At 74.4% G+C, this 25,584-nt stretch carries 23 protein-coding genes; 16 read left to right on the forward strand and 7 right to left on the reverse strand.

Translation table 11 applies throughout. The features are described 5' to 3' along the window. Nucleotides 1–4 precede the first annotated feature (4 nt). The 3 genes from AB8735_RS11370 to AB8735_RS11380 all read right to left on the reverse strand — a co-directional run bounded on the left by AB8735_RS11370 (nt 5) and on the right by AB8735_RS11380 (nt 2,400). Nucleotides 5–1,243, reverse strand: coding sequence for a sensor histidine kinase (locus tag AB8735_RS11370; protein ID WP_372406979.1), 1,239 nt, complete (start codon nt 1,241–1,243; stop codon nt 5–7). Nucleotides 1,244–1,313: 70 nt separating this feature from the next. After that, on the reverse strand, nt 1,314–1,592 hold the full coding sequence (locus AB8735_RS11375) for a hypothetical protein (protein ID WP_344026234.1): 279 nt from the start codon (nt 1,590–1,592) through the stop codon (nt 1,314–1,316). Between the two features lie 19 nt (nt 1,593–1,611). After that, on the reverse strand, nt 1,612–2,400 hold the full coding sequence (locus tag AB8735_RS11380) for a PspA/IM30 family protein (protein ID WP_344026236.1): 789 nt from the start codon (nt 2,398–2,400) through the stop codon (nt 1,612–1,614). A gap of 284 nt (nt 2,401–2,684) precedes the next feature. Between AB8735_RS11380 and AB8735_RS11385 the strand changes: the two genes are divergently transcribed. Next, nucleotides 2,685–3,290, forward strand: coding sequence for a DUF3043 domain-containing protein (locus tag AB8735_RS11385; protein ID WP_344026238.1), 606 nt, complete (start codon nt 2,685–2,687; stop codon nt 3,288–3,290). 116 nt (nt 3,291–3,406) lie between these two features. Beyond that, complete coding sequence (locus tag AB8735_RS11390; RefSeq protein WP_372411824.1) at nt 3,407–4,072, forward strand: class I SAM-dependent methyltransferase; 666 nt, start codon at nt 3,407–3,409, stop codon at nt 4,070–4,072. 22 nt (nt 4,073–4,094) lie between these two features. Here the strand turns inward: AB8735_RS11390 and AB8735_RS11395 are convergent, their stop codons facing one another. After that, complete coding sequence (locus AB8735_RS11395; protein WP_372406983.1) at nt 4,095–4,313, reverse strand: hypothetical protein; 219 nt, start codon at nt 4,311–4,313, stop codon at nt 4,095–4,097. A 125-nt stretch (nt 4,314–4,438) separates the two neighbouring features. On the opposite strand from AB8735_RS11395, the gene AB8735_RS11400 reads away from it, so the two are divergent. The 4 genes from AB8735_RS11400 to AB8735_RS11415 all read left to right on the forward strand — a co-directional run bounded on the left by AB8735_RS11400 (nt 4,439) and on the right by AB8735_RS11415 (nt 9,829). Then, complete coding sequence (locus AB8735_RS11400) at nt 4,439–5,638, forward strand: bifunctional adenosylcobinamide kinase/adenosylcobinamide-phosphate guanylyltransferase (RefSeq protein ID WP_372406984.1); 1,200 nt, start codon at nt 4,439–4,441, stop codon at nt 5,636–5,638. A gap of 603 nt (nt 5,639–6,241) precedes the next feature. Then, nucleotides 6,242–7,288, forward strand: a complete 1,047-nt coding sequence (locus AB8735_RS11405) for a nicotinate-nucleotide--dimethylbenzimidazole phosphoribosyltransferase (RefSeq protein WP_372406985.1) — start codon at nt 6,242–6,244, stop codon at nt 7,286–7,288. 82 nt (nt 7,289–7,370) lie between these two features. Further along, entirely contained in the window at nt 7,371–9,113 is a 1,743-nt protein-coding gene (locus AB8735_RS11410) for a phosphatidylglycerol lysyltransferase domain-containing protein (RefSeq protein WP_372406986.1), read from the forward strand. Then, entirely contained in the window at nt 9,110–9,829 is a 720-nt protein-coding gene (locus AB8735_RS11415) for a hypothetical protein (RefSeq protein WP_344026249.1), read from the forward strand. Before AB8735_RS11410 ends, AB8735_RS11415 begins: the two co-directional genes overlap by 4 nt. Here AB8735_RS11415 and AB8735_RS11420 read toward each other — a convergent pair. After that, on the reverse strand, nt 9,796–10,533 hold the full coding sequence (locus AB8735_RS11420; RefSeq protein WP_344026251.1) for a hypothetical protein: 738 nt from the start codon (nt 10,531–10,533) through the stop codon (nt 9,796–9,798). The genes AB8735_RS11415 and AB8735_RS11420 overlap by 34 nt on opposite strands. 89 nt (nt 10,534–10,622) lie before the next feature. Between AB8735_RS11420 and AB8735_RS11425 the strand changes: the two genes are divergently transcribed. The 6 genes from AB8735_RS11425 (at nt 10,623) to AB8735_RS11450 (ending at nt 18,799) form a co-directional block, all read left to right on the forward strand. Continuing rightward, the gene (locus AB8735_RS11425) at nt 10,623–11,417 is read left to right on the forward strand and encodes an adenosylcobinamide-GDP ribazoletransferase (RefSeq protein ID WP_372406988.1); all 795 of its coding nucleotides are present in this window, start codon (nt 10,623–10,625) and stop codon (nt 11,415–11,417) included. 159 nt (nt 11,418–11,576) lie between these two features. Next, nucleotides 11,577–13,106, forward strand: a complete 1,530-nt coding sequence (locus AB8735_RS11430; RefSeq protein ID WP_372406989.1) for a leucyl aminopeptidase — start codon at nt 11,577–11,579, stop codon at nt 13,104–13,106. Between the two features lie 549 nt (nt 13,107–13,655). Continuing rightward, nucleotides 13,656–15,044, forward strand: coding sequence for a dihydrolipoyl dehydrogenase (lpdA, locus tag AB8735_RS11435; RefSeq protein ID WP_344026259.1), 1,389 nt, complete (start codon nt 13,656–13,658; stop codon nt 15,042–15,044). A 48-nt stretch (nt 15,045–15,092) separates the two neighbouring features. Beyond that, nucleotides 15,093–16,868, forward strand: a complete 1,776-nt coding sequence (gene sucB, locus AB8735_RS11440) for a 2-oxoglutarate dehydrogenase, E2 component, dihydrolipoamide succinyltransferase (RefSeq protein ID WP_372406990.1) — start codon at nt 15,093–15,095, stop codon at nt 16,866–16,868. A 153-nt stretch (nt 16,869–17,021) separates the two neighbouring features. Then, complete coding sequence (locus AB8735_RS11445; RefSeq protein WP_344021034.1) at nt 17,022–17,651, forward strand: GntR family transcriptional regulator; 630 nt, start codon at nt 17,022–17,024, stop codon at nt 17,649–17,651. Nucleotides 17,652–17,818: 167 nt separating this feature from the next. Further along, complete coding sequence (locus tag AB8735_RS11450; RefSeq protein ID WP_344021036.1) at nt 17,819–18,799, forward strand: WYL domain-containing protein; 981 nt, start codon at nt 17,819–17,821, stop codon at nt 18,797–18,799. 12 nt (nt 18,800–18,811) lie between these two features. On the opposite strand, the gene AB8735_RS11455 is transcribed toward AB8735_RS11450, so the two are convergent. Next, nucleotides 18,812–19,726 (reverse strand): SDR family oxidoreductase, encoded by a 915-nt coding sequence (locus AB8735_RS11455; protein ID WP_372406991.1) that lies wholly within the window; start codon nt 19,724–19,726, stop codon nt 18,812–18,814. A 137-nt stretch (nt 19,727–19,863) separates the two neighbouring features. Between AB8735_RS11455 and AB8735_RS11460 the strand changes: the two genes are divergently transcribed. The 3 genes from AB8735_RS11460 to AB8735_RS11470 all read left to right on the forward strand — a co-directional run bounded on the left by AB8735_RS11460 (nt 19,864) and on the right by AB8735_RS11470 (nt 22,827). After that, the gene (locus AB8735_RS11460) at nt 19,864–20,382 is read left to right on the forward strand and encodes a DUF4240 domain-containing protein (RefSeq protein WP_344021117.1); all 519 of its coding nucleotides are present in this window, start codon (nt 19,864–19,866) and stop codon (nt 20,380–20,382) included. Nucleotides 20,383–20,417: 35 nt separating this feature from the next. Next, nucleotides 20,418–21,332 (forward strand): TIGR01777 family oxidoreductase, encoded by a 915-nt coding sequence (locus tag AB8735_RS11465; protein ID WP_372406994.1) that lies wholly within the window; start codon nt 20,418–20,420, stop codon nt 21,330–21,332. 169 nt (nt 21,333–21,501) lie between these two features. Next, complete coding sequence (locus AB8735_RS11470) at nt 21,502–22,827, forward strand: NAD(P)/FAD-dependent oxidoreductase (RefSeq protein WP_372406995.1); 1,326 nt, start codon at nt 21,502–21,504, stop codon at nt 22,825–22,827. A gap of 192 nt (nt 22,828–23,019) precedes the next feature. Here the strand turns inward: AB8735_RS11470 and AB8735_RS11475 are convergent, their stop codons facing one another. Beyond that, nucleotides 23,020–24,489 (reverse strand): regulator, encoded by a 1,470-nt coding sequence (locus tag AB8735_RS11475; RefSeq protein ID WP_344021043.1) that lies wholly within the window; start codon nt 24,487–24,489, stop codon nt 23,020–23,022. 280 nt (nt 24,490–24,769) lie between these two features. On the opposite strand from AB8735_RS11475, the gene lipB reads away from it, so the two are divergent. Then, on the forward strand, nt 24,770–25,552 hold the full coding sequence (lipB, locus tag AB8735_RS11480; RefSeq protein WP_344021045.1) for a lipoyl(octanoyl) transferase LipB: 783 nt from the start codon (nt 24,770–24,772) through the stop codon (nt 25,550–25,552). Nucleotides 25,553–25,584: the final 32 nt, after the last annotated feature.

The following is a 25,584-nucleotide window of genomic DNA, read 5'->3' on the forward strand; positions in this document are numbered from 1 at the left end:
GGGGTCAGGGTAGGGGCAGCCCGACCCGGACGCGGAAGCCGGGCGCGTCCGTCCGCCGCCCCGTCTCGATCGCGCCGCCGAGGGCCGCGACCCGCTCCCGCATGCCCACCAGCCCATGCCCGCCGCCCGGGGAACTCTCCCCCGCCGAGCCGTCGCCGTCGTCGAGGACGGTCAGCACCAGCCCGTCGGGCGCGCGCAGGACCGCCACCTCGGCGCGGGCCCCGGGCCCGGCGTGCTTGCGGACGTTGGTGAGCGCCTCCTGGACCACCCGGTAGGCGGTGAGGTCGACGGCCGCGGGCAGCGGGCCGACGACCTCGGCCACCCGGCCGGCACCGGTGCCCGCGCCGGCCGGCCCCGCGAGGGCGACGTCCACCGGCAGCCCGGCCCGGGCGAAGCCGTCCACCAGCCCGCCGAGCGCCGCGAGGCCGGGCGCCGGCTGGGTGGGCGCCTCGGGATCGCCGTACTGGCGCAACAGGCCGACGGTGGCGCGGAGTTCGCCCAGCGCCGAGCGGCTCGCCTCGCGGACGTGCGCCAGCGCCTCCTTGGCCTGGTCCGGACGGCTGTCCATGACGTGTGAGGCCACCCCGGCCTGGACGTTGACGAGCGCGATGTGGTGGGCGACGACGTCGTGCAGCTCCCGGGCGATGCGCATCCGCTCCTCGGCGACCCGGCGGCGGGCCTCGTCCTCGCGGGAGCGCTCGGCGCGCAGGGCGCGTTCCTCGATCGCGGTGACATAGGCGCGCCGGCTGCGGACCGCGTCGCCCGCCGCCGCGGCCATGCCCATCCAGGCGAAGAGCCCCAGGTTCTCCTCGGTGTACCAGGGCGGCGGGCCGGCCAGCATCACCGCGCCGGTGAGGGCGGTGACGGCCACGGCCGCGATGCGCCAGGCGGTGGAGCGCTCCGTGCGGGCGGCGACGGTGTACAGCGCGACCACGGCCGAGGTGGCGATCTGGGTGCGCGGGGCGCCGTCCCCGCTGGTCGCCGCGCCGGCGACGGAGAGCGCGGAGGTGACGGCCAGCACCAGGCGGGGCGAGCGGCGGCGGGCCACCAGGGCGGTGGCGGCGAGGAGGGCCAGCAGGACGTAGCCGGGGGCGAGCGGGCCGCGGCCGGCGTCCCGTCCCAGCAGGGCGCCGACCAGCATGGTGGCGAACACGCCCGCGGCCAGCAGGACGTCCGCGGCGGCCGGGTGGGCGCGCAGCCAGCGCTGCGGACGGGTGAGCCCGGAGACGGCGAGGGTGGTCATCGCATCCATCGGTCGTCGGACGTCCGCGCGCCCCGTCCCGGACGGCGGGCGGGGCGCGGCGGGACGGGTGTCAGCCGGGGATGAGGCCGTCGTCGCTGAGCATCTGCCGGACCTCTTCCAGAGTCGCCTCCGGCGCGGGCAGGATCAGCTCCGAGGGTTCCAGGGCGTCGTCGGGCAGCGGGCTGCCGAGCCGCCGGACCGCTTCGAGAAGGGCGCCCAGGGTGCGGCGGAAGCCGTCCTCGTCGCCGCTCTCCATCTCGTCGAGGAGCTCGTCGTCCAGCTTGTTGAGCTCGGTGAAGTGGCTGTCGGCCAGCTTCCACTGGCCTTCCCCCATGATGCGGACGATCATGACGCCTCCACCCGTTCCGTCAGCGCTTGTTGAAGTCCGGCCGGTCCTGCGGCTGCTGTGCCGCCTGCTGCTGGCCGCCCTCGATGGCGGGCTTGGCCGCGCCGCCGCCGGAGAGCTCGGCCTTCATCCGCTGGAGCTCCAGCTCGACGTCGTTGCCGCCGGAGAGGCGCTCCAGCTCGGCGGTGATGTCGTCCTTCGCCATGCCCGTCGGGTCGTCGAGCGCGCCCGAGGCGAGCAGCTCGTCGATCGCGCCGGCCCGGGCCTGGAGCTGGGCCGTCTTGTCCTCGGCACGCTGGATGGCCATGCCGACGTCGCCCATCTCCTCGGAGATGCCGGAGAACGCCTCGCCGATCCGGGTCTGGGCCTGGGCGGCGGTGTAGGTGGCCTTGATGGTCTCCTTCTTGGTGCGGAAGGCGTCGACCTTGGCCTGGAGGCGCTGGGAGGCGAGCGTGAGCTTCTCCTCCTCGCCCTGGAGGGTCTGGTGCTGCGTCTCCAGATCGCTGACCTGCTGCTGGAGGGCGGCGCGGCGGGTGAGCGCCTCGCGCGCCAGGTCCTCGCGGCCCAGCGCCAGCGCCTTGCGGCCCTGCTCCTCCAGCTTCGAGGACTGCCCCTGGAGCTGGCTGAGCTGGAGCTCCAGGCGCTTGCGGGAGGTGGCGACGTCGGCCACGCCCCGGCGCACCTTCTGCAGCAGCTCGACCTGCTTCTGGTACGAGTAGTCGAGGGTCTCGCGCGGATCCTCGGCCCGGTCCAGGGCCTTGTTGGCCTTCGCGCGGAAAATCATCCCCATACGCTTCATGACACCGCTCATGGGCCTCGCGCGCCCCCTTCTGACCGACTTGCTCGGGCTTCGGCTCCATCACATCCAACAGAACCCACAGTACGGGGCCCGTCCCCATTACCGCACTGTCCGGGCGCCGATGCGCTCCTCCTCCAGGACGATCAGGGGGCCGTGCTCCTCCGGCCGGAGGAGTAGACGGTCCCCCCGGGGGCGGCGGGGGACGCGGGGTGACGGCGGGCCCGCGAGGGGCCGTCACCGCATCGTTCCCCGAACCGCTGGGGCCCACCCCCCGGAACCCCGTACCCTTGGGTTCCGTGTTCCGAAGCCGTTCCAAGGAAGAGCAGTCCGCGAAGGCCACCGCCAAGGTGACCGCGGACGAGCCGCAGCCCCGTCACCCCGAGGCCCCCAAGGGCCGTCCCACGCCCAAGCGCAGCGAGGCCTCCTCGCAGCGCCGCAGCCTGGCCAGTACCTCCGCCGCCGGCAAGGGCAAGGACGCGTCCAAGCGCGCCCGCGAGGCCCGCCGGGCCGACCTCGCGCGCCAGCGCGAGGCGCTCGCCAACGGCGACGAGCGGTTCCTGCCGGTCCGCGACAAGGGCCCGGTGCGCCGTTTCGTACGCGACTTCGTGGACGCGCGGTACTCGTTCGCCGAGTTCTTCCTGCCGCTCGCGGTGGTCATCCTCGTCCTGAGCATGATCAACCGAGGGGTGTTCCAGCAGTACGTGCTGCTGCTGTGGATGGTCGTCATCCTGCTGATCGTCGTCAACTCGGTGTTTACGGCCGTCTCCCTGCGGAAGGCGCTCAAGCAGCGCTTCCCCGGCGAGAACACCCGTGGCGCCATCCCCTACGCGCTGATGCGCACCCTCCAGATGCGCCGGCTGCGGCTGCCCAAGCCGAAGGTCAAGCGCGGGGAGAAGCCCTGAGCGAGTCCGCGTGGGGCCCTTCCGGGTTCGACGGTTTACGGAACACGGTCCGCCACGAGCTCGTCGGCCGGCAGCTCGACGAGCAGATAGGCATCCGCTTCCCGGTCGGGCGGCGGCTGCGCGTCCTGGACGTGGGCCTCGCCCACGGCACCCAGGCCCTGCGGCTGGCCCGCGCCGGGCACGAGGTGACCGCGCTGGAGGCGGACGCCTCGACGGTCGCGGCGGTCCGCACGGCGCTGGCCGCCGAGCCGGCCGGCATCCGCGAACGGGTCCGGCTGATCGAGGGCGACGGGCGGGACACGGGGGTGCACTTCACCCCGGGCGCCTTCGACATCGTGCTGTGCCACGGCGTGCTGATGCACGTCGAGGAACCGGATCCGCTGGTGGCCGGCCTGGCCCGGGTGCTCGCGCCCGGCGGCCTGCTCTCGCTGGTCGTCCGCAACGCGGACGCGCTGGCGCTGCGGCCGGGGCTGGCCGGTGACTGGGACGCGGCGCTGGCCGCCTTCGACTCCCCGCACTCCGTCGACCCGTCGTCCGGTGCGCGGGTGCGCGCCGACCGGCGGGAGGCGCTGACGGCGACGCTGGCGGGGATCGGGGCACCGCTGCGGGCGTGGTACGGGGTGCGGGTCTTCACGGACCGGCCGGGGCCGGGCGTCCGGGACGCCGCCGCCCTGGACGCCACCCTGGACGCCGTCCTCGCGGCGGAGGAGCGTGCGGGGCGGACGGATCCGTACCGGGCGGTGGCGGGGCTGCTGCACCTGTGCGGGGTGCGGGGCGGGTGAATCGCCCGCCCCGGCCGGGCGGTCAGCCCGCGTCCGCCGCCTCGTGCAGGCTCATCGGCGCCGCGTAGATCTCCGTGGTGTCCTCGAAGAGGCGGACCTGGTCCACGCCTCCGTCGAGCAGCGCGCGCCACTCCTCCCCGATCCAGGACTCCGCGTCCCCCTGCGTCGTGAACTCCTCCGGCTCCACCGGCGGAGCCGTCTCCGTGCCGTCGGCCTTCTCGAACCGCCACACCCACGCCATGTACGACTCCTCAGGGCTCTCGTTCGCCGTTGTGCGCTGACCCGTCGCAGCCTAGGGGGCACGGCCCGGGCGAGAAAGGGTGATCCCGGCGCGCCCGCGGTCCGCGGACGCGAGACGATCGGGGCGTGGAACTGACACTGCTCGGCACCGGAGCCCCCGACGGGCTGCCGCGCCCCGGCTGCCCCTGCGCCGCCTGCGCCACCGCCGTGGGCGAGGACGCACGGGCCGCGACCGCCCTGCTCGTCGACGGCGCGCTGCTGTTCGACCTCACCCCCGGTCCGGCGTTCGCCGCCGCCCGCGCGGGCCGGTCGATCACCGGGGTGCGGCAGGTGCTGCTCTCCCATCCGCACGACGGCCCCGCCGTCGAGTTCCCGGCCGGACTGCCGGCGCCGGGGCGGGTGCCGGACGGCCGCGAGCTGTCGGTGATCAGCGGGCACCGGGTGCGGGCGGTGGCCCTGGACGCGCCCGGCACGGGCTACGAGGTGACGGGGCCGGACGGCGACCGGCTGCTCTACCTGCCCCCGGGCGGCGCCCCGGCCGGTCTCTCCGGCGCCCCCTCCCCGTACGACGTCGTCCTGCTGGACGTCGTGGGCCGGCCCGACGCGCTCGCCCGGCTGCGCGGGACGGGCGCGGTGACGGCGACGACGGACGTGCTCGCCGTCCACCTGGACCACGACGTGCCGCCCGGCCGCGAACTGCACCGCCGGCTGGCCGCGGCCGGGGCGCGCGCGGTGCCGGACGGCACCTCGGTGACGGTCGGCGACTACCACGCGGTGCCGGACGTGCCGCGGCGCACGCTGGTGCTCGGCGGGGCCCGCTCGGGCAAGTCCGTGGAGGCGGAGCGGCGGCTGGAGTCCTTCCCGGACGTCCTCTACGTCGCGACGGGCGGCACGCGGGAGGGGGACCGGGACTGGGCGTCCCGCATAGCGCTCCACCGCGAACGCCGCCCCACGTCCTGGCGCACGGCCGAGACCTGCGACCTCGTCCCCCTGCTGACGGCCGACGGCCCGCCCCTGCTGATCGACTGCCTGGCGCTGTGGCTCACCGACGCGATGGACTCCGTCGGGGCGTGGGACGACGAGCGGTGGGCGAACGGGGGCGCGGCGGCGCTCGCGGAACGGACGGCGGCGCTCGTCGCGGCCGTCCGTTCCGCTCGGCGCACGGTGGTGGCGGTGAGCAACGAGGTCGGCTCCGGGGTCGTGCCGGCGACGGCGTCGGGGCGGCGGTTCCGGGACGAGTTGGGGCGGTTGAACGCGGGGGTGGGTGGGGAGTGCGAGGAGGTTGTGATGGTGGTGGCGGGGCAGGTGGTGCGGTTGCGGGGGTAGTGCGGGGGTTTGCCCCTGGCCCGCCCTTTCACCGTTTCCCGCAGGGGCTGCGCCCCTGCGGCACCCCGCCCGCGCTGCCGCGCGGGTGGGCGGGGCTTCGCCCCTGCGCCCCACCGGGGGCTGCGCCCCCTGGACCCCGCTCGGGTTGCGCCCGCCGGGCTCCCGCTTGGGGCTGCGCCCGCTGGGCCCTGACCGGGGCTTGCGCCCCTGGCCCCCGAAGCGCCCTCCGGGCGCTGTCCTCAAGCGCCGGACGGGCTGGTTGCCCCTCCCCGCCCTTTCGCCGTTTCCCGGGGAGACCCCGGACCCCGTCCGCCCTCCGGGCGGAGTCCTCAAGCGCCGGACGGGCTGGGATGGCGCGCCGATCCAGCCCGTCCGGCGTTTGAGGACGAGCGGCGAAGCCGCGACAACGGGGGCCAGGGGCGAAGCCCCGGAAGCAGGGGCGCAGGGGGCGCAGCCCCCGCCGGGGAGCAGGGGCGCAGCCCCGCCCACCGCGGCGAGCCGCGGTACCGGGCCGAGGGGGCGGAGCCCCCGGAAGAAACGGTGAAAGGGCGGGCCAGGGGCAACCCCCCATCACCCACCCCCCACAGGGGTAGTGTGTCGCGGATGAGCGGTCTGAATCTTGATGACTTCGCCACGCTGATCGAGCGCCCCGACGCCGGCGTGCGCCGTGACGCCGAGGAGCGGCGCGAGCGGCTCGGGCCGCGCCCGGGAGCGTTCGGCCGCCTGGACGAGATCGGGGAGTGGCTCGCCGCCGCGCAGGGCGGCGTACCGGTGAAGCCCATCCAGCGACCGAGGGCGATCCTCTTCGCCGGCGACCACGGCGTCGCCTCCCTCGGCGTCTCCGCCGGCCCGGCCGACGGCGCGTACGAGCTGGTGCGCGCCGCGCTGGAGGGCGAGAGCCCCGCGGCGGTCCTCGCCCGGCGGGCGGGCGCCGGTCTGCGGGTCGTCGACATGGCCGTGGACTGCGATCCGGAGCTGCTGCCCGAGGAGGTCACCCGGCACCGGGTGCGCCGCGGTTCCGGCCGGATCGACGTCGAGGACGCGCTGACCGCGGAGGAGGCGGAGCGGGCCTTCCGGGCCGGGATGGCGGTCGCGGACGAGGAGGCGGACTCCGGCACGGACCTCGTCGTGCTCGGCGATCTGAGCGTCGGCGGGACGACCGCCGCCGGCACGCTGATCGGCGCGCTGTGCGGGACGGACGCCTCGGTCGTCACCGGCCGCGGCGGCTTCGGCATCGACGACCTGGCCTGGATGCGCAAGTGCGCCGCGATCCGCGACGCCCTGCGCCGGGCCCGGCCCGCGCTCGGCGACCAGCTGGAGCTGCTGGCCGCGTCCGGCGGCGCGGACCTGACCGCGATCACCGGCTTCCTGCTGCAGAGCGCGGTGCGCCGCACGCCCGTGATCCTGGACGGCGTGGTCTCCGCGGCCTGCGCCCTGGTCGCGCAGCGCGTCGCCTTCCGGGCCCCGGACTGGTGGCTCGCCGGTCAGAGCACAGGCGACCCGGCCCAGGCGAAGGCACTCGACCGGATCGCGCTCAACCCTCTGCTCGATCACGGCGTCACACTGGGCGAGGGAACGGGGGCGCTGCTCGCCCTGCCACTGGTGCAGGCGGCCGCGGCCCTGGCGGCGGAGCTCCCCGAGCGCCCCTGAGGTCACCGGCAGCAGGGTCCGGAGGCAGCCCCGTGCGCATCCCCAGACGATTCACTCTTCATGGGAACCGGGAGAACTCCGCTTGACTCCGGACGACGAGGCGCGCAGCGGCCCCTGGCCGCGGCGCGCCGCAGCTTTCGCGGTGTGGTACGTGCGCGCCGTCGCCTTCATCAATCTGCTCAGCGCGGTGTGGGTGTCCTTCGGGGCGAGCATCCGCCGGCACGCCGTGGACGACTACTTCACGCCGTACCTGCTGGAGGCGAGTTTCACCTCGGCGGTGGTGTCGCTGTTCCTGGCCGTGACGCTGCGCCGCCGCAAGCGGGCCGCCTGGATCCTCAACCTGGTCCTGGCCGGGGGGCTCCTGCTGCTGCTCTCCCTGCTGATGGGCTATCCGGAGTTCCGGGCGCACGGCCAGAACTGGTTCTCCGTGGTGCTCACGGCGCTGTTCGTGACGGCCCTGCTGGTGGGCCGCCGCGAGTTCTACGCGATCGGCGACCGCTCCAACCCCAAGCTGGCCGCCGCCGTCGCCGCCGTCGGCCTGCTGGTCTCCTCGCTGATCGCCGCGCTGCTGGTGACGCTCACCAACCAGGCGCACCCGTCGACGTTCTGGGAGCGCTGGCGCTACGGGGTGCGGCGGCTGGTCTTCCTGGTGGGCAACGACAGCCACTTCCCGGGCATCGACACCCCGGACTGGGTCAACGTCGTCATCAACGTGATGAGCACGGTGCTGCTGGTCCTGGTGGTGCTGGCCGCGTTCCGCTCCCGCCGCGCCACCGACCCGCTGACCGCCGAGGACGAGTCCCGGCTGCGCGCCCTGCTGGACCGCTTCGGCGACCGCGACTCGCTGGGCTACTTCGCGCTGCGCCGCGAGAAGAGCGTCGTATGGTCCCCGTCCGGCAAGGCCGCCGTCACCTACCGGGTGGTCGGCGGGGTCTCGCTGGCCTCGGGCGACCCGATCGGCGACGTCGAGGCCTGGCCCGGCGCCATCGAGCCCTGGCTGGCCGAGGCCCGCGCGCACGGCTGGATCCCCGCGGTGATGGGCGCGAGCGAGGAGGGCGGCACCGTCTACGCCCGGCACGGCCTGGACGCCCTCGAACTGGGCGACGAGGCCATCGTGGACACCGCCGAGTTCACCCTGGAGGGCCGTGCGATGCGCACCGTCCGCCAGGCCTACAACCGGGTGAAGCGCGCGGGGTACACGGTGCGGATCCGGCGCCACGAGGACATCCCCGAGGAGGAGATGGCCGAGCTGCTGCGGCGCGCCGACGACTGGCGGGACGGGGCGACCGAGCGCGGCTTCTCCATGGCGCTGGGCCGCCTCGGCGACCCGGACGACGGGCGCTGCGTGATGCTGGAGTGCCATGACGGCGAGGGCGAGCTGCGCGCCGTGCTGAGCTTCGTCCCGTGGGGTCCCAAGGGTCTGTCCCTGGACCTGATGCGCCGGGACCGGGACTCCGAGAACGGCCTGATGGAGTTCATGGTCATCGAGCTGCTCCAGCGGGCGAAGGAGCTGCGCGTCGCCACGGTCTCGCTGAACTTCGCGATGTTCCGCTCGGTCTTCGAGCGCGGCTCGCGGCTGGGTGCCGGTCCGGTGCTGCGGGCCTGGCGCTCGCTGCTGAGCTTCTTCTCCCGCTGGTGGCAGATCGAGTCGCTCTACCGTGCAAATGCGAAGTACCGGCCGATCTGGGAGCCTCGTTTCATGCTGTTCGAGAAGAGCAGTGACCTGCTGCGGATCGGCATCGCGAGCGCCCGCGCCGAGGGCTTCCTGGAGGCGCCCGGGCTGCCCAAGTGGCTGAACCGCAAGCACCTGGAGAGCAGACGATGAACCGCGCGGCGCTGCGACGCGCCGCGCGCACCGAGTGGGGCCCGCTCGCCGGGACCGTGCGGGACGCGATCGTCCGCGACCGGCTCCGTGCGATTCCGCTGACGCTGACGGCGGTCGTCCTCACGGCGGCCTTCCAGGTCGTGCAGAACCAGTCCTGGGGCTACCGCCCCGTCCAGCTGGTCGGCTCGGTACGGGCCGAACTGCCCTGGTGGCTCGCCCTGCTGCGGACCCCGCTGTCGCTCTTCGTCCCCGCCCTGGACCTGCCGGTGTGGGGCGCCCTGGCCCAGGTCCTGCTGGTCTTCGGCATCGCCGAGATCTGCCTGGGCCGGTGGCGGCTGCTGGCCGTGGCCTACCTCGCCACGCTCGCCGGGACGATGTACGCGCGCCTGGCCATCGCCCTGGGGCCCGGGGTGCTGGGGCTGCCGCCCGAGGCGGCCAAGGTGATCGACACCGGCCCGTCCGCGGCCGTCGTGGGGCTCGCGGTGTATGTGTGCTGGCGCTACCGCGCCTGGTGCACCTGTGCCGCGGTGGTCCTGGGGATGGTGGCCGAGGTGCTCGTCAAGCCCAATCTGGCGGGCAAGGAGCACATCGCCGCGGTGCTGGCGATGCTGGTGCTCAGCGTGTCGGAGGAGGCGTTCCGGCGGCGCGGGAAGCCGCGCGACGACCGGTTCCGCAGCGGCGGTCAGCGGTCGGGGGCGCCCGCCACCAGGTCGTGAAGGCGGTTGCGCACCGCGTTCCAGCGGGCGTCGTGCCGGTAGGCGCGCACCCGGGCGCGGCGGCGGGCCCGCGGCCGGTTCCGGTAGAAGCGCCGGGCCCAGGGCGAGCCCGGCCGCGCCAGCCGGATCGCGCCGATCAGCGCGACCAGCGGCACCACCGCGCCGATCAGGGCGATCCGCGGCTTCCCCTTCGCCAGGGCGAACAGCGCGATGAGGAAGTTGAGCAGGGTGTTGGTCACCACGACGCTGCGGTTCTGCAGTTCGTCCGGGGTCAGCTCGTTCACGCCGAACGGGGAGAAGCCCGCGAGGACCAGCCCGACCAGGGCGGCCGTCAGCACCACGATCTCGGCGCTCTTGCGGCCCTGCTCGGTCCAGTAGACGTCGTCGAGGTGGAGGATCAGCGCGAACTCGTCCAGCACCAGCCCCGCCCCCGTACCGAAGAGCACCGCGGCGACCACCGCGCCCACGCCGTGCCGGCCCGCCGCGACCGCGCCGAACCCGCCGACCACCATCAGCACGACGCCCGGCACCACATGGTGGACGTGCAGACCGCCGGGGCGGATGTTGCGGAAGGGGCCCTTGCCGGCCCGGATCAGCCGGGTGATGACCCGGGTGACCAGGAAGGTCAGCACGAACGCGGCCAGCGCCAGCAGCAGGGGCAGCTTGCCCGGCTCGACGATGTTGCGGTCAAGCCAGTGTTCCATCGGACTCCGCGCTCCCGAACTCCCGCCCGTGACGGGCTTGCTGACCACTCCTGCAGGCTCCCAAAGCGGCGGGATAGGCTCCCTGCGCCATGACCGACGCCCCCTCCCCCGCCACGCCCGCCGACGCCCTCCGGTTCGCCTTCGGCACCCTGACCGTACTGCCCGTGCGCCTGACGCGCTGGGACCGGGCCGCCGCCCGCGGCGGGATGCTCGCCGCCCCGCTCGCCGGGCTGACCGTCGGCGCCGCGGCCGGGGCGGCGGGCTGGCTGCTCCTGCTGCTCGGCGCGAGCCCCCTGTTCGCCGCCGTGGCCGCCGCCGCGCTGCCCGCCGTGCTCACCCGGGGGCTCCACCTCGACGGGCTCGCCGACGTCGCCGACGGCCTGGGCAGCGGGAAGCCCGCCGAGGACGCGCTGCGGATCATGAAGCGCTCGGATATCGGCCCGTTCGGTGTCGTCACCCTGGTGTTCGTCCTGCTCGGCCAGGTGGCCGTGCTCGCCGGCCAGTACGCCGCCGGCGGCGCCCGCGGCTTCCTCGCCGCCCTGGTCGCCGGCCTCGCCGCCCGCTGCGCCCTGACCCTCGCCGCCCGCAGGGGAGTTCCGGCCGCCCGCCCCGAGGGCCTCGGGGCCGCCGTGGCCGGTGCCGTGCCCGTGCGCGCCGCCGTCGCCGTCCTCGCCGTCGCGGTCTGCGCGGCCGCCGCGGCCGGGGCGGCGTACGGCCCGTACGGAGCGGTCCGTACCGCCGCCGCCGTCCTCGCCGCCCTCGGCGCCGCCGAACTGCTGCTGCGCCACTGCCGCCGCCGCTTCGGCGGGGTCACCGGGGACGTCTTCGGCGCGCTCGCCGAAACCGCCGCGACCAGCGCGCTGACCGTGCTGGCCCTGGGCTGACACGACCGCTCGGGGATAGGCTCCTGCCAGCCCCCGAGGCCCGAAACCGGCGGCGAGGTCCCGGCGCATACGATGCGCGGAGTGCGGCCGGCCCGGTCCCGCTGCGCTCTCACCGAGGAACATCGCAGGAAATCGACGGAAGTAGGGACACCCACCACCGTGACTGCTCTCACTCTCAGCACTTCCAGTGCGGCGACGCTGCGTGCGGACGCCCTCGTCGTCGGCGTCGCCAAGGGCCCCAAGGGCCCCGTCGTCGCGCCCGGCGCCGACGCCGTGGACCAGGCTTTCGACGGAAAGCTGGCCGCCGTACTGGAGACCCTCGGCGCCACCGGCGACGAGGGCGAAGTGACCAAGCTCCCGGCACCGGCCGGCATCAAGGCCCCCGTCGTGGTGGCGGTCGGCCTCGGCGGGGTGCCCGCCAAGGGCGACGGCTACGAGGGTGAGGCGCTGCGCCGCGCCGCGGGCTCCGCGGCCCGGGCGCTGTCCGGCACGAAGAAGGCCGCCTTCGCCCTGCCCGTGACGGGCGCGGAGGACGCCGCGGCGATCGGCGAGGGCGTGCTGCTCGGCGCGTACGCCTACACCGCGTACCGCACCGACGGCAACGGCAAGGCCGCCAAGGGCGGCAAGAGCGAGCCGCTGGCCGAGGCCGCGATCCTGGGCGCCAAGCCCCGCGACAAGGCCTTCAAGGCCGCCGCCGAGCGCGCCGCCACCGTCGCCGCCGAGGTCAACCGGGCCCGCGACCTGATCAACATGCCCTCCAACGACCTCTACCCGGCGTCCTTCGCCGCCCTCGCCCAGGAGGCCGCCAAGGAGTTCGGCCTCAAGGTCGAGGTGCTGGACGAGAAGGCGCTGCTCAAGGGCGGCTACGGCGGTCTGATGGGCGTCGGCCAGGGCTCCGCCAACCTGCCGCGGCTGGTCCGCCTCGCCTACACCCACCCCAAGGCCGAGAAGACCCTCGCCCTGGTCGGCAAGGGCATCACCTACGACTCGGGCGGCATCTCGCTCAAGCCGGCCGGCCACAACGAGACCATGAAGTGCGACATGAGCGGCGCCGCCGCCGTGTTCGCCGCCGTGGTGGCCGCGGCCCGCCTCGGCCTGAAGGTCAACGTCACGGGCTGGCTGGCCCTCGCGGAGAACATGCCCTCCGGCACCGCCACCCGTCCGGGCGATGTGCTGAAGATGTACAGCGGCAAGACCGTCGAGGTCCTCAACACCGACGCCGAGGGCCGGCTGGTGCTGGCCGACGCGCTGACCCGCGCCTCGGAGGAGGAGCCCGACGCGATCGTGGACGTGGCCACCCTCACCGGCGCCATGGTGCTCGCCCTGGGCGACCGCACCTTCGGCGTCATGGCCAACGACGACGCGTTCCGCACCGCGCTGTACGAGATCGCCGAGGAGGCCGGCGAGCAGGCCTGGCCCATGCCGATGCCCGCCGAGCTGCGCAAGACCATGGACTCGCCGGTCGCGGACCTCGCCAACATGGGCGTCCGCAACGGCGGCGGCCTGATCGCGGGGCTCTTCCTGCAGGAGTTCGTGGGCGAGGGCATCACCTGGGCCCACCTGGACATCGCGGGCCCGGCGTTCCACGAGAGCGCGCCGTTCGGCTACACCCCGAAGGGGGGCACGGGCTCGGCCGTCCGCACCCTGGTGCGGCTGGCCGAGCGCACGGCCGAGGGCGACCTGGGCTAGGGGTTTTCTCCCCGCCCCGCCCTTTCGCCGTATCCCGGGGCGGGGCCCCGGACCCCGGACCGCCCTCCGGGCGGTGGCGGGGCTTCGCCCCTGCACCCCACCGGGGGCTTCGCCCCCTGGCCCCCTGAAGCGCCCTCCGGGCGCTGTCCTCAAACGCCGGACGGGCTGAATTTCAGCCCGTCCGGCGTTTGAGGACAATGCGGCGCAGCCGCATTGCGGGGCCGAGGGGCGGAGCCCCGGGAGAAACGGAGAAAGGGCGGGACCGGGGCAAATCCACCCCACCTCACCCACCCCGTTCGCTCTCGACGAACGCCATTGCGGGAACCGCCAACAGCCTCCCGATACGCGCGAGTAACCCGCGAAGGTGACGCATCAGTCGTCCCCCAGCCCCGGCCCGGCGTCCCGCCCCCCGTCAACAAGTGCGAAGATGTTGTCTCGGCAGGACAGGGCCCCCGTAATCACAGGGCCGAAGCAACAAGCGGCCGAACGACAGCCGCCGCCCGGTCACCGACGACCGGCAACGGCGTACCCATGCATGGAGGACGTGACGTGGCGAACGACGCCAGCACCGTTTTCGACCTAGTGATCCTCGGAGGCGGTAGCGGTGGTTACGCCGCTGCCCTGCGGGGTGCCCAGCTGGGTCTCGACGTCGCTCTGATCGAGAAGGACAAGCTGGGCGGCACCTGCCTGCACCGCGGCTGCATCCCCACCAAGGCGCTGCTGCACGCCGGCGAGGTCGCCGACCAGGCGCGCGAGAGCGCCCAGTTCGGTGTCAAGGCCACCTTCGAGGGCATCGACATCGCGGGCGTCCACAAGTACAAGGACGATGTGATCTCGGGCCTGTACAAGGGCCTGCAGGGCCTGGTCGCCTCCCGCAAGGTCACCTACATCACCGGTGAGGGCCGTCTGTCCTCCCCCACCTCCGTCGACGTCAACGGCCAGCGCATCACCGGCCGCCACGTCCTGCTGGCGACCGGCTCCGTGCCGAAGTCGCTGCCGGGCCTGACCATCGACGGCGACCGCGTCATCTCCTCGGACCACGCGCTGGTCCTGGACCGCGTGCCGAAGTCCGCGATCGTGCTGGGCGGCGGCGTCATCGGCGTCGAGTTCGCCTCCGCGTGGAAGTCCTTCGGCGTCGACATCACCATCGTCGAGGCGCTCCCCCACCTCGTCCCGGTCGAGGACGAGAACAGCTCCAAGCTGCTGGAGCGCGCCTTCCGCAAGCGCGGCATCAACTTCTCCCTGGGCTCCCGCTTCTCCGGCGTGGAGTACACCGCGGACGGCGTGAAGGTCTCGCTGGAGAACGGCAAGACCTTCGAGGCCGAGCTGCTGCTCGTCGCCGTCGGCCGCGGCCCGGTCTCCCAGGGCCTGGGCTACGAGGAGGCCGGGGTCGCCATGGACCGCGGCTACGTCCTGGTGGACGAGTACATGCGCACCAACGTCGAGACCATCTCGGCCGTCGGTGACCTGGTCCCCACCCTCCAGCTCGCGCACGTCGGCTTCGCGGAGGGCATCCTGGTGGCGGAGCGGCTGGCCGGGCTCAAGCCCGTGCCGGTCGACTACGACGGCGTGCCGCGCGTCACGTACTGCCACCCGGAGGTCGCCTCCGTCGGCATCACCGAGGCGAAGGCCAAGGAGCTGTACGGCGCCGACAAGGTCGTCAGCCTGAAGTACAACCTCGCGGGCAACGGCAAGAGCAAGATCCTCAAGACCGCGGGCGAGATCAAGCTCGTCCAGGTCAAGGACGGTGCCGTCGTCGGCGTCCACATGGTCGGCGACCGCATGGGCGAGCAGGTCGGCGAAGCCCAGCTGATCTACAACTGGGAGGCGCTGCCCGCCGAGGTCGCGCAGCTGATCCACGCGCACCCGACGCAGAACGAGGCCCTCGGCGAGGCCCACCTGGCCCTGGCCGGCAAGCCGCTGCACTCGCACGACTGAGTCCCGAGCGCACCACCATCCGCACTACTCGTAAGGAGCAACCGCACCATGGCGGTTTCCGTAACCCTGCCGGCGCTCGGCGAGAGCGTGTCCGAGGGCACCGTCACCCGCTGGCTCAAGGCCGAAGGTGAGCGAGTGGAGGCCGACGAGCCGCTGCTCGAGGTCTCCACCGACAAGGTCGACACCGAGATCCCCGCCCCCGCGTCCGGCATCCTCGCCTCCATCAAGGTGGCCGAGGACGAGACGGTCGAGGTCGGCTCGGAGCTGGCGATCATCGACGACGGCACCGGTGCCCCCGCTGCCGCCCCGGCTCCGGCGGCCGCTGCCGCCGAGGCCGCCCCCGCCGCCCCGGCCCCCGTGGCCGAGGCCCCGGCCGCCCCGGCGCCCGTCGCCGAGGCCCCCTCCGCCGCTCCGGCCGCCGCTGCCGGCGCCACCGGCACCGACGTCGTCCTGCCCGCGCTGGGCGAGTCGGTCACCGAGGGCACCGTCACCCGCTGGCTGAAGGAGGTCGGTGAGGAGGTCGCCGAGGACGAGCCGCTGCTCGAGGTCTCGACCGACAAGGTCGACACCGAGATCCCGGCCCCGACCGCGGGCGTCCTGCTGGAGATCCTCGTCGGCGAGGACGAGGTCGCCGAGGTCGGCGCCAAGCTGGCCGTGATCGGTGCCGCCGGTGCCGCTCCGGCCGCCGCCGCTGCCCCGGCCGCTCCGGCCCCGGCCGCTGCCCCCGCGCCTGCCCCGGCTCCGGCCCCGGCCGCTGCCCCCGCGCCTGCCCCGGCTCCGGTCGCCGCCGCCCCGGCTCCGGCCGCTCCGGCTCCGGCCGCCCCGGCCCCGGCCCCGGCCGCGCCGAAGGCTCCGGTCGCCGCCCCGGTCACCCCGACCGCCCCGGCGACCGACGGCGCCTACGTCACCCCGCTGGTGCGCAAGCTGGCCGCCGAGTCCGGCGTCAACCTGTCCACGGTCGCGGGCACCGGTGTCGGTGGCCGCATCCGCAAGCAGGACGTCCTGGCCGCCGCCGAGGCCGCCAAGGCCGCCGCCGCTGCCCCGGCCGCTCCGGCCGCCGCCGCTGCGCCGAAGGCCGCCGCCCCGGCCCTGGCGGTCTCCCCGCTGCGCGGTCAGACCGTCAAGATGCCGCGCATGCGCAAGGTCATCGCCGACAACATGATGAAGGCGCTGCACGGCCAGGCCCAGCTCAGCTCCGTGATCGAGGTGGACATCACCAAGATCATGAAGATGCGCGGCAAGGCCAAGGACGCGTTCGCCGCCCGTGAGGGCGTCAAGCTGTCCCCGATGCCGTTCTTCGTCAAGGCCGCCGTCCAGGCGCTGAAGGCCCACCCGGTCATCAACGCCCGGATCAACGAGGACGAGGGCACCATCACCTACTTCGACTCCGAGAACGTCGGCATCGCCGTCGACTCGGAGAAGGGCCTGATGACCCCGGTCATCAAGGGTGCGGGTGACCTCAACATCGCGGGCATCGCCAAGAAGACGGCGGAGCTGGCGGGCAAGGTCCGCACGGGCAAGATCAGCCCGGACGAGATGTCCGGCGCGACCTTCACGATCAGCAACACCGGCTCGCGCGGTGCGCTGTTCGACACGGTCATCGTGCCCCCGAACCAGGTCGCGATCCTCGGCATCGGCGCCACCGTCAAGCGCCCGGTGGTCATCGAGACCGAGGAGGGCACCACCATCGGCGTCCGCGACATGACGTACGTGACGCTCTCCTACGACCACCGCCTGGTGGACGGTGCCGACGCGGCCCGTTACCTGACGGCGGTCAAGGGGATCCTGGAGGCCGCCGAGTTCGAGACCGAGATCGGTCTCTGACCGGCTCCCCTCCGCAGGGGCTCTTCCGGGGCGCGGCCCCGGTTCGTATCCGTACGAACCGGGGCCGCGCCCTTTGTGCCGTCCGCACACCGGTGCGCACCCCGCGTACCGGGATAATGGCTGCGATCCACCCGGCCGCCGAGGAGCGCCCCCATGTCACCACCCGTCGTCCACTCGCTGCGCGAACAGATCCGCGAGCACATCCTGGAGGGGATCGTCGGCGGTCGCTGGCAGCCGGGAGAGCGAATCGTGGAACGGCGGATCGCCTCGGAGCTGCTGGTCAGCCAGACGCCGGTGCGCGAGGCGCTGCGGGAGCTGGAGTCCCTGCGGCTGATCGAGTCGGCGCCCAACAAGGGCGTCCGGGTCCGCGAGCTGTCCGCCGCCGACCTCAAGGAGAGCTATCCGGTGCGGGCCGGCCTGGAGCAGGTCGCCGCCGAACTGGCCGCAGACGCCCTGGCCGAGGACGCCTCGGCGCTCGACCGGGAGGTGGCCCCGCTCTACGAGGCGGACCGGCTCGGCGACCGCGAGGCCCAGGTGCGGCACACCGTCGCCTTCCACCGCGAGATCGTCCTGGCCTCGGGGAACTCCGTCCTGCTGCACACCTGGGAGTCGCTGGGCATCGAGGTGTGGACCACGCTGTCCATCCGCTGGCTCAGCCCCGAGCCCCGGTCGCACGCGGAGGACCACGCGGAGCTCGTCGCCGCCTTCCGCCGCCGCGATCCGCGCATCGGGGAGCTGCTGCGCACCCACGTCCTGGGCTGCGCGCCACAACTGCCCGACTGATGCCAGTTGATCGATCATCGATCAGGGCGTATCGTCTCCGCGGAGCCGCGCCGCGCCGCCCTGTCCTGTGTCGCGGAGCGGCTCAGGGGTGACGACAGGTCCCGTACGTCGCCGTGCCCTGGCTGGGCGCACGGGTTCCTGTCGTCGGCCCCTGCCATGCTGGACGCATGCGTGCGGCCCGACTGATCAAGCTGGTGCTGATGCTCCAGTCCCGTCCCCTGATGACGGGCGCCGAGCTGGCGCGGCAGCTGGAGGTCTCCGAGCGCACCGTCGCCCGGGACGTCCTCGCCCTCTCCGAGGCGGGCGTCCCCGTCTACGCCGACCGCGGCCGCTCCGGCGGGTACCGTCTCGTCGGCGGCTACCGCACCCGGCTCACGGGTCTCCACCGCACCGAGGCCGAAGTCCTCTTCCTCTCCGGCGTCCCCTCCGCCCTGCGCGAGATGGGTCTCGCCGACGCGGCGTCCGCGGCCCGGCTCAAGGTCTCCGCGGCCCTCCTCCCCGAACTGCGGGACGCGCCCTCCAGCGCGTCCCAGCGCTTCCACCTCGACGCGCCCGGCTGGTGGCAGCCGGCCGATCCCCCGCCGCTGCTGCCCGCCGTCGCGGACGCGGTCTGGGACGACCGCCGGCTGACCGCCCGCTACCGGCGGCGCGACGGGACGGAGGTGGAGCGGAGTCTGGAGCCGTACGGTCTCGTGCTGAAGGCGGGCGTCTGGTACGCGATCGCGCGTGCGGGCGAGCAGTTCCGCTCCTACCGGGTGGACCGCTTCACGGCGGTGAGCGTGGCGGAGGAGCGTTTCCGCCGGGACGAGTCCTTCGACCTCCCCTCCTTCTGGGAGGAGCACGCGGCGGTGTTCGCGCGCTCGCTGCTGCGGGAGCGGGTGGTCCTGCGGCTGACGGCCGACGGCGTGCGGCGTCTGCCGCACGTGGTGGAGCGCCGCTCCGGCGAGGAGGCGGTGTCGGCCGCCTCCCCGCCGGACGAGGACGGCCGCGTCACGGTGACGCTGGCCGTCGAGGGGCTCGACGTGGCGTACGAGCAGCTGCTGGCGCTGGGGCCGGAGGCGGAGGTGCTGGAGCCGTCGGCCCTGCGGGAGCGGTTCGCGGGGGCGGCGGAGCGGACGGCCCGCCTGTACGGGCGCGACGGCCTATGAGGGCCGGCCCCCTCACCGATACGCGTCCGCCGACGCCTCTCTCCCCCCGAACACCACCTCCTCGAAGTACCGGAAGCAATCCGGCTGCGAACCGTCCGCATCCCTCACCCCGTACGCCTTCGCCAGCTCCCCGCTCGACACCGACCGCCCGTTCCACCGCCCCCGCTCCGGGTCGCCCGCCAGCGCCGCCACCGCCCGCCCGATGAAGGCGGGCGACTCCGCCACCGCGAAGTGCGGCTCCTTCGCGACCGCCTCCCGCCAGTTCTCCTCCGTCACCCCGAAGTGGTCGAGCATCTCCTCGGACCGCAGGAACCCCGGGGTGACGCAGACCGCCGTCCCCCCGTACCCCCGCAGTTCCTCGGCCAGCCCGGAGGCCATCCGGAACGGGCCATACTTCGCCACGTCGAGCACCAGGTGCTCCCGGTAGTGCGCCCGGCTGAACTCCTCCGTCCCGTCCGTGATCTCCACGACCAGGCCCCCGGGCCGCCGGATGAGCAGCGGCAGGGCGCAGTGGCTGGTGATGAGGTGCGCGTCGATCGACAACCGGAGCATCCGCAGCACCCGGTCGATGTCCAGCTCCCAGAGCTTCTTGCCGAACTCCAGCAGGTGGTCACCGCCCCAGACGTCGTTGACCAGCACGTCCAGCCGCCCCCGCTCCCGTCCGATCCGCTCGACGAGCGCCCTGACCTCGGAGGTCACCAGATGGTCGGTCGGCACGGCGATGCCCTCGCCGCCCGCCGCCGTCACCAGCTCCGCGGTCTCCTCGATCGTCTCGGCCCGGCCGACCTCGCTCCGCCGCGTCCGTGTCGTGCGCCCCGTCGCGTAGACGGTCGCCCCGGCGCGTCCCAGTTCCACTGCCATGGCCCGTCCCGCGCCCCGCGTCGCCCCTGCCACCAGCGCGACCTTGCCGTCCAGTGGTGCGTTCACAGCGTCCTCCCTGTTCTCTGCGGTACGGGAGGACCCTCGCAGCAATACCCGACACCTTCTGTCGGGTATTTCGGAGCGGCCGCTTCCGGCCCCCTCCGCGTGCGCCCCCGGAGGCCAGGGCGGATGCTGTTGCCGTGATGGACGAGACGGAGTTCTGGGAGATCGTCGACGAGACCCGGGCCGCCGCCGGCGGTGACGTCGAGGACCAGGCCGATCTGCTGGTCGAGCGGCTGATGCGGCTCGACCCGGACCGCGTGCTGGACTTCGCCCGGCACTTCGAGGTCCGTTACAACCGCGCCTACCTCTGGGACCTGTGGGGCGCGGCGTCCGTCATCCTCGGCGGCGCGAGCGACGACGCGTTCGACTACTTCCGCTGCTGGCTGATCGGCCAGGGCCGGGAGGTCTTCGAGGGCGCCCTGCACGACCCGGACCGGCTCGCCACGCTGCTCGACGACTTCGACGAGGAGGTGGACGGGGACGGCGAGGACCTGGGCTTCGCGGCGGACGAGGCGTACGAGCAGCTCACCGGCGCCCGGATGCCCGACCTGGCCCTGCCGCCGGCCCCGGCGGAGCCGCAGGGCACCTCGTTCGACCCGGAGGACGACGCCGTCCTGGAGGACCGTTTCCCCGCCCTGTGGGAGCGTTTCAGATCCTGACCCGGTCCTGACCTGCGAAGTGACAGGGTGACCCCATGCGCATCGCCATCACCGGCTCGTCCGGACTCATCGGCTCCGCCCTCGTCCGCTCCCTGGAGGCGGACGGCCACCGGGTGACACGGCTCGTCCGCCGCGCGCCCCGGAGCGCGGACGAGGTCCGGTGGGACCCCATGACCGGCCGGCTGGACCCGGGCGCGCTGGCCGGCTGCACGGCCGTCGTGCACCTGGCGGGCGCCGGCATCGGCGACCACCGCTGGACGGCCGCGTACCGCCGGGAGATCCGCGACAGCCGGGTGCTGGGCACCACGGCGGTGGCACAGGCGGTCGCGGCGCTGGACGCCCCGCCCTCCGTCCTGGTCAGCGCCAGCGCCATCGGCGTCTACGGCGACGGCGGGTCCGGGACCCTCGACGAGGACTCCCCGCCCGGCGAGGGCTTCCTCGCCGACGTCTGCCGGGAGTGGGAGGCCGCCACCGCCCCGGCCGCCGAAGCCGGCGTACGCACCGTGCTGGCGCGCACCGGGCTGGTCGTGAGCCGGCACGGAGGCGCCTGGAAGCGCCTCTTCCCGCTCTTCAAGCTGGGGCTGGGCGGCCCGCTGGGCAACGGCCGCCAGTACTGGAGCTTCATCGCCCTGCGGGACCACGTCGCCGCCCTGCGTCATGCGCTGGCCACACAGACACTCACGGGCCCCGTCAATCTCACCGCGCCCCTCCCCGTCACCAACCGCGAAGTCGCCCGGGTCATGGGGCGCGTGCTGCACCGTCCGGCGCTGCTGCCCGCACCGGCCCCGGCGCTCCGGCTCGCGCTGGGCGGCATGGCCGCGGAGGTGCTGGCCAGCCAACGGGTGCTGCCCGGACGGCTGTTGGGTTCCGGTTTCGAGTTCGCGCACCCCGACATCGAGAGCGCCGTTCGCGCGGCACTCGCCGACGAGGACCACGCTTCGACCCGATGATTACGGGGGCACGGCACCCCGATCGTGCGACCGCCGTGCGACCGTGCTCTTCCCGTGCGCGACTGTTATTGACCGGATTTCTCTCTACGGTCGAGGCGAACTCGCGCATCGTCGCAGCCCGTTGGGGGCATCACGCCCCCGAGCGAGCGGACCGACCCCGGGAGGGCACGTGGCCAGCAGCGCACGCCACACCGCACAGCACGCGGACGTCGTCATCGTCGGAGCCGGCCTCGCCGGTCTCTCCGCGGCACATCAGCTCACCAACGCCGGTGTCACCGTCACCGTGCTGGAAGCCGCTCCGCATCCGGGCGGGCGCATGACCACGGACCTGTTCGACGGCTTCCGTCTGGACCGCTCCGGGCAGTTGCTCAACACCGCGTTCCCCGATCTGCGCCGCACTCCCGGCCTCGGCGCGCTCGTCCTGCGCCCCTTCGTCCCCGGCGTCGTCGTCCACGCCGAGGGCCGCAACCACCGCATCGGCGAAACCCGGGGCGCCAAGCGGGCGTTGACCACCGCCCGGGCCCTGGCCAGCGCCGCCCGCACCTCCCGCACCACCGGCCTCGACCAGGCCCGCCTCGGCGCGGCGCTGACCCGGTTCGCGGCGCTGCCCGTCGAGCGGGTGCTCGCCCGCCCCGACCGTCCCACCGCCACCACCCTCGCCACCCGCGGGCTGCCGACGCGCACGGTCGAGGGCCTGCTGCGCCCGCTGCTGGCCTCCCTGCTGTCCGACCCGGACCTCACCACGTCCAGCCGCTGCGCCGACCTCGTCCTGCGCGGCTTCGCCCGCGGACGGCTCTGTCTGCCGGCCGGCGGCGCGGCCGCGGTCCCCGACCTGCTGGCGGCGATGCTGCCGCCCGGCACCGTACGCACCGGGGTCCGGGCCACGTCCGCCGGCATCACCTCCGTCACCACCGCCGGGCACGGCGAGATCAGCTGCCGCTCGGTGATCGTGGCCACCGGCGCCCGGGCCGCCGCGGAGCTGCTCCCCGGCCTGCGCCTGCCCGGGTTCCACCCCGTCACGGTGCTGCACCACACCACCCACGAGCCGCCGCCCGGCGACGCGGCCCTGGTGATCACCGGCGGCCGGGGCGGACCCCTCGCGCACACGGCGGTGACGAGCGGGGTGGACCCCGACCGGGCCCCCGCCGGCTGCACCCTGATCACCTCCACCGTGCTCGGCGCCGCCGCGGCCGCGCCGGTCGCCGAACTCGACCGGGCGGCCCGGGTCCAGCTGGCCCGGCTGCACGGCATGTCACCGGACGGCTTCGAGCTGCTGGCGGCCCATCACGACCCGGACGCCGTCCCGGCGATGCCCTCCCCGCACGACATGCGGCGCCCGGTGCGGCTGCTGTCGGGGCTGTACGTCTGCGGCGACCACCGCGACACGAGCACCGTCCAGGGCGCCCTCTTCTCGGGCCGCCGGGCGGCCCACGCCCTCCTCCGCGACCTGGGCATCCGCCCGGGGTACGGGGTGGAGGCGCTGCGGGCGGCGTAGGACGCCCCCGGGCGCCGGACCGGGTCGCAGTACGGCTCGCGCGCCCGCCCACCGTCAGGGTCCCGCCCCTGGGATGAGCCCCGGGGGCCAGGGCCCGCCCACAAGACGGCCCCGGACCGGGAACTCCCGGTCCGGGGCCGTCCGTTCGCGCCGACGAGGTCCGGCGTGCGGCCGGGGGCCGGCCGCCCGCCCTCAGAGCGCGGCGACCTTCTCCCGGTACGCCCGGACCGCCGCCGCGTCGCGGTACGGCTCCAGCCGGCGCTCGAACTCGCGCACATACTCCACGGCGCGCACCGAGCGCATCTCGCCCGCCGCCTGTGCCGCCTCCGCGCCCAGCTGGCACGCCTGCTCCAGCTCGCCGAGCCCGAGCCGGGCGCAGGCCAGCACCACGCGGCAGAACAGCCTGCTGCGCGCATACCCGGCCGGGCGCAGCTGGAGGGACCGCTCGGCGTGCTGGGCGGCGGCCCGCCACTGCTGGAGGTCGCGGTGGCAGTGGGCGAACTCGTCGGCCAGCTCCGCCTCGTCGAAGAAGCGGATCCAGTACGGCACGTCGTCCGTCGGCCGGGCCGTCTCCAGCGCCCGCTCGGCGCGGGCGAGCGACGCGGAGCAGGCCCGCACCTCGCCGAGCACCCCGTGCCCGCGCGCCTCGATGGCGTGCAGCAGGGCCTGGACGACCGGCGCGGCTCCGGAGCCGACGCCCTGCTGGGCCACCCGCGCGAGCTGCACCGCCTCGCGCCCGTGCCCCAGGTAGACCGCCTGACGGCTCATCGTCACCAGCACATAGCTGCCGTAGGCCCGGTCGCCCGCGGCCTGCGCCAGGCGGAGCGCCTGGACGTAGTACCGCTGGGCGAGGCCGTGCGCGGCGATGTCGTACGACGTCCACCCGGCGAGCCGGGTGAGGTCGGCGGCGGCGCCGAACAGCCGCCGCCCGGTGGCCTCGCCGTAGGTGCCGCGGAGCATCGGCTCGGCCTCGTGCTCCAGGTACCGGACGAGGGCCTGGCGGGCGTGGCCGCCGCCGTACGCGTGGTCCAGCGTGCGGAAGAGCTCGCCGACCGACCGCAGGGCCGCGATGTCGCCCATCGAGACCCGGCCGCCGGGCGCCCGCTCGGCCCGCTGGCGGGGCACGGCGGGACGCGGCCGGTCGGGCGGGCGGGGGCCGCCCTCCCCGCCGGCCGTGCCCGGCGCGGAACCGGCGGGCGGGGCCGTGCTGCGGGCCACCCGGTCGTCGGCCCGGCCGATCAGCCAGTCCCGGCTGGGGACCACCAGGCCCGCGGGGGTGAACGCGATCTTCCGCAGTTCGGTGTGGCTGCCGGAGTCCTTGCGCCACAACCCGCTGACGATGTCAATGGCCTCGGCCGGCGACGCGGCGAATTCCAGCCCCGCGTAGACCGGGGCGCAGGCGTCCAGTCCGAGGTCCTGTGCGGACAGCCGGCGGCCCAGCCGCCGGGTGAAGACCTCGGCGATCAGCGCCGGCGTGGTGCCGCGCGGCTGCTGGCCACGCAGCCAGCGGGTGACCGAGGTCTTGTCGTAGCGCAGGTCGAGGCCGTGCTCCAGCCCTAATTGATCGACGCGACGTGCGAGCCCCGCGTTGGAGAAGCCGGCCTCCGCGATGAGCGCGGCGAGCTGGCGGTTGGGAATGCGCTGTGGGGGTCGTTCCGTCATCAACCTGCCCGGTCTCCCTGATCGCCATTCTGGGAACGGCGTGAATTTAGCGGTCCCAGCCGCCCCGAACGCCACCTTCGCCCCGCATTCATCCGATCGTGTGAGGACAGATCAGAGACAGATCAAATAGGCACGGAAAAGCGCCCAGAGTCGATCTTGTCCGGGGCTCGTCCGCAGCCGTTTCGGAGGCCGCCGTACAGTGGCTGGGGCACCGGGTGCGACAGGACGTATCAGCCCAGGTGCCGCAAAGCGTTCGAAGAGGACTGGAAGAGGAGCTGCCGTGAGTGAGCTGCGCTTTGTCCGGCTGGGCTTCGGGGCGGACGCCGTCGAGTACCAGGAGGCGTGGCAGGAGCAGCGCCGGGTGCACGCGGCCCGCTTCGCGGACGAGATTCCGGACACCTGCCTGATGCTGGAGCACCCGGCGGTCTACACCGCGGGACGGCGCACGGAGGACAGCGAGCGCCCCCTGGACGGGACGCCCGTCATCGATGTGGACCGCGGGGGCAAGATCACCTGGCACGGCCCCGGCCAGCTCGTCGGCTACCCGATCCTCAAGCTCCCGCGCCCGGTGGACGTCATCGCGCACGTCCGCCGCCTGGAGGAGGCGCTGATCCGCGCCTGCGCCGAGTTCGGCCTGGAGACGACGCGGGTGGAGGGGCGCAGCGGCGTCTGGGTCCTCGGCGACGACCGGCAGCGGCCCGACACCGGCGGCCTGACCCTGGACCTGGCCCCCGCCCGCCCGGCGGACGAGGAGTTCGACCCGCGGCTCAGCGGCCCCGAGTACGCCCCCTCCAACGCCGGCCAGCGCGGCGAGGACCGCAAGCTCGCGGCCATCGGCATCCGGATCGCCAAGGGCGTCAGCATGCACGGCTTCTCGTTCAACTGTGACCCCGACAACACCTGGTTCGACCGGATCGTCCCCTGCGGCATCCGGGACGCCGGGGTGACCTCGCTCTCCAACGAGCTGGGCCGCCGGGTGACCGTCGAGGAGGCGTTGCCCGTGGTCGAAAAGCACCTCCTTGAGGTGCTGGAATCGGCCGAGCCCCTCCCCCGGGCCGTCTGAGCCCCGGCCGCCGCCCCCGGCCCGGGAATGCC

The sequence above is a fragment of the Streptomyces luteireticuli genome, from assembly GCF_041519305.1.
In the GTDB taxonomy this organism is placed as follows: Bacteria; Actinomycetota; Actinomycetes; order Streptomycetales; family Streptomycetaceae; genus Streptomyces; species Streptomyces luteireticuli.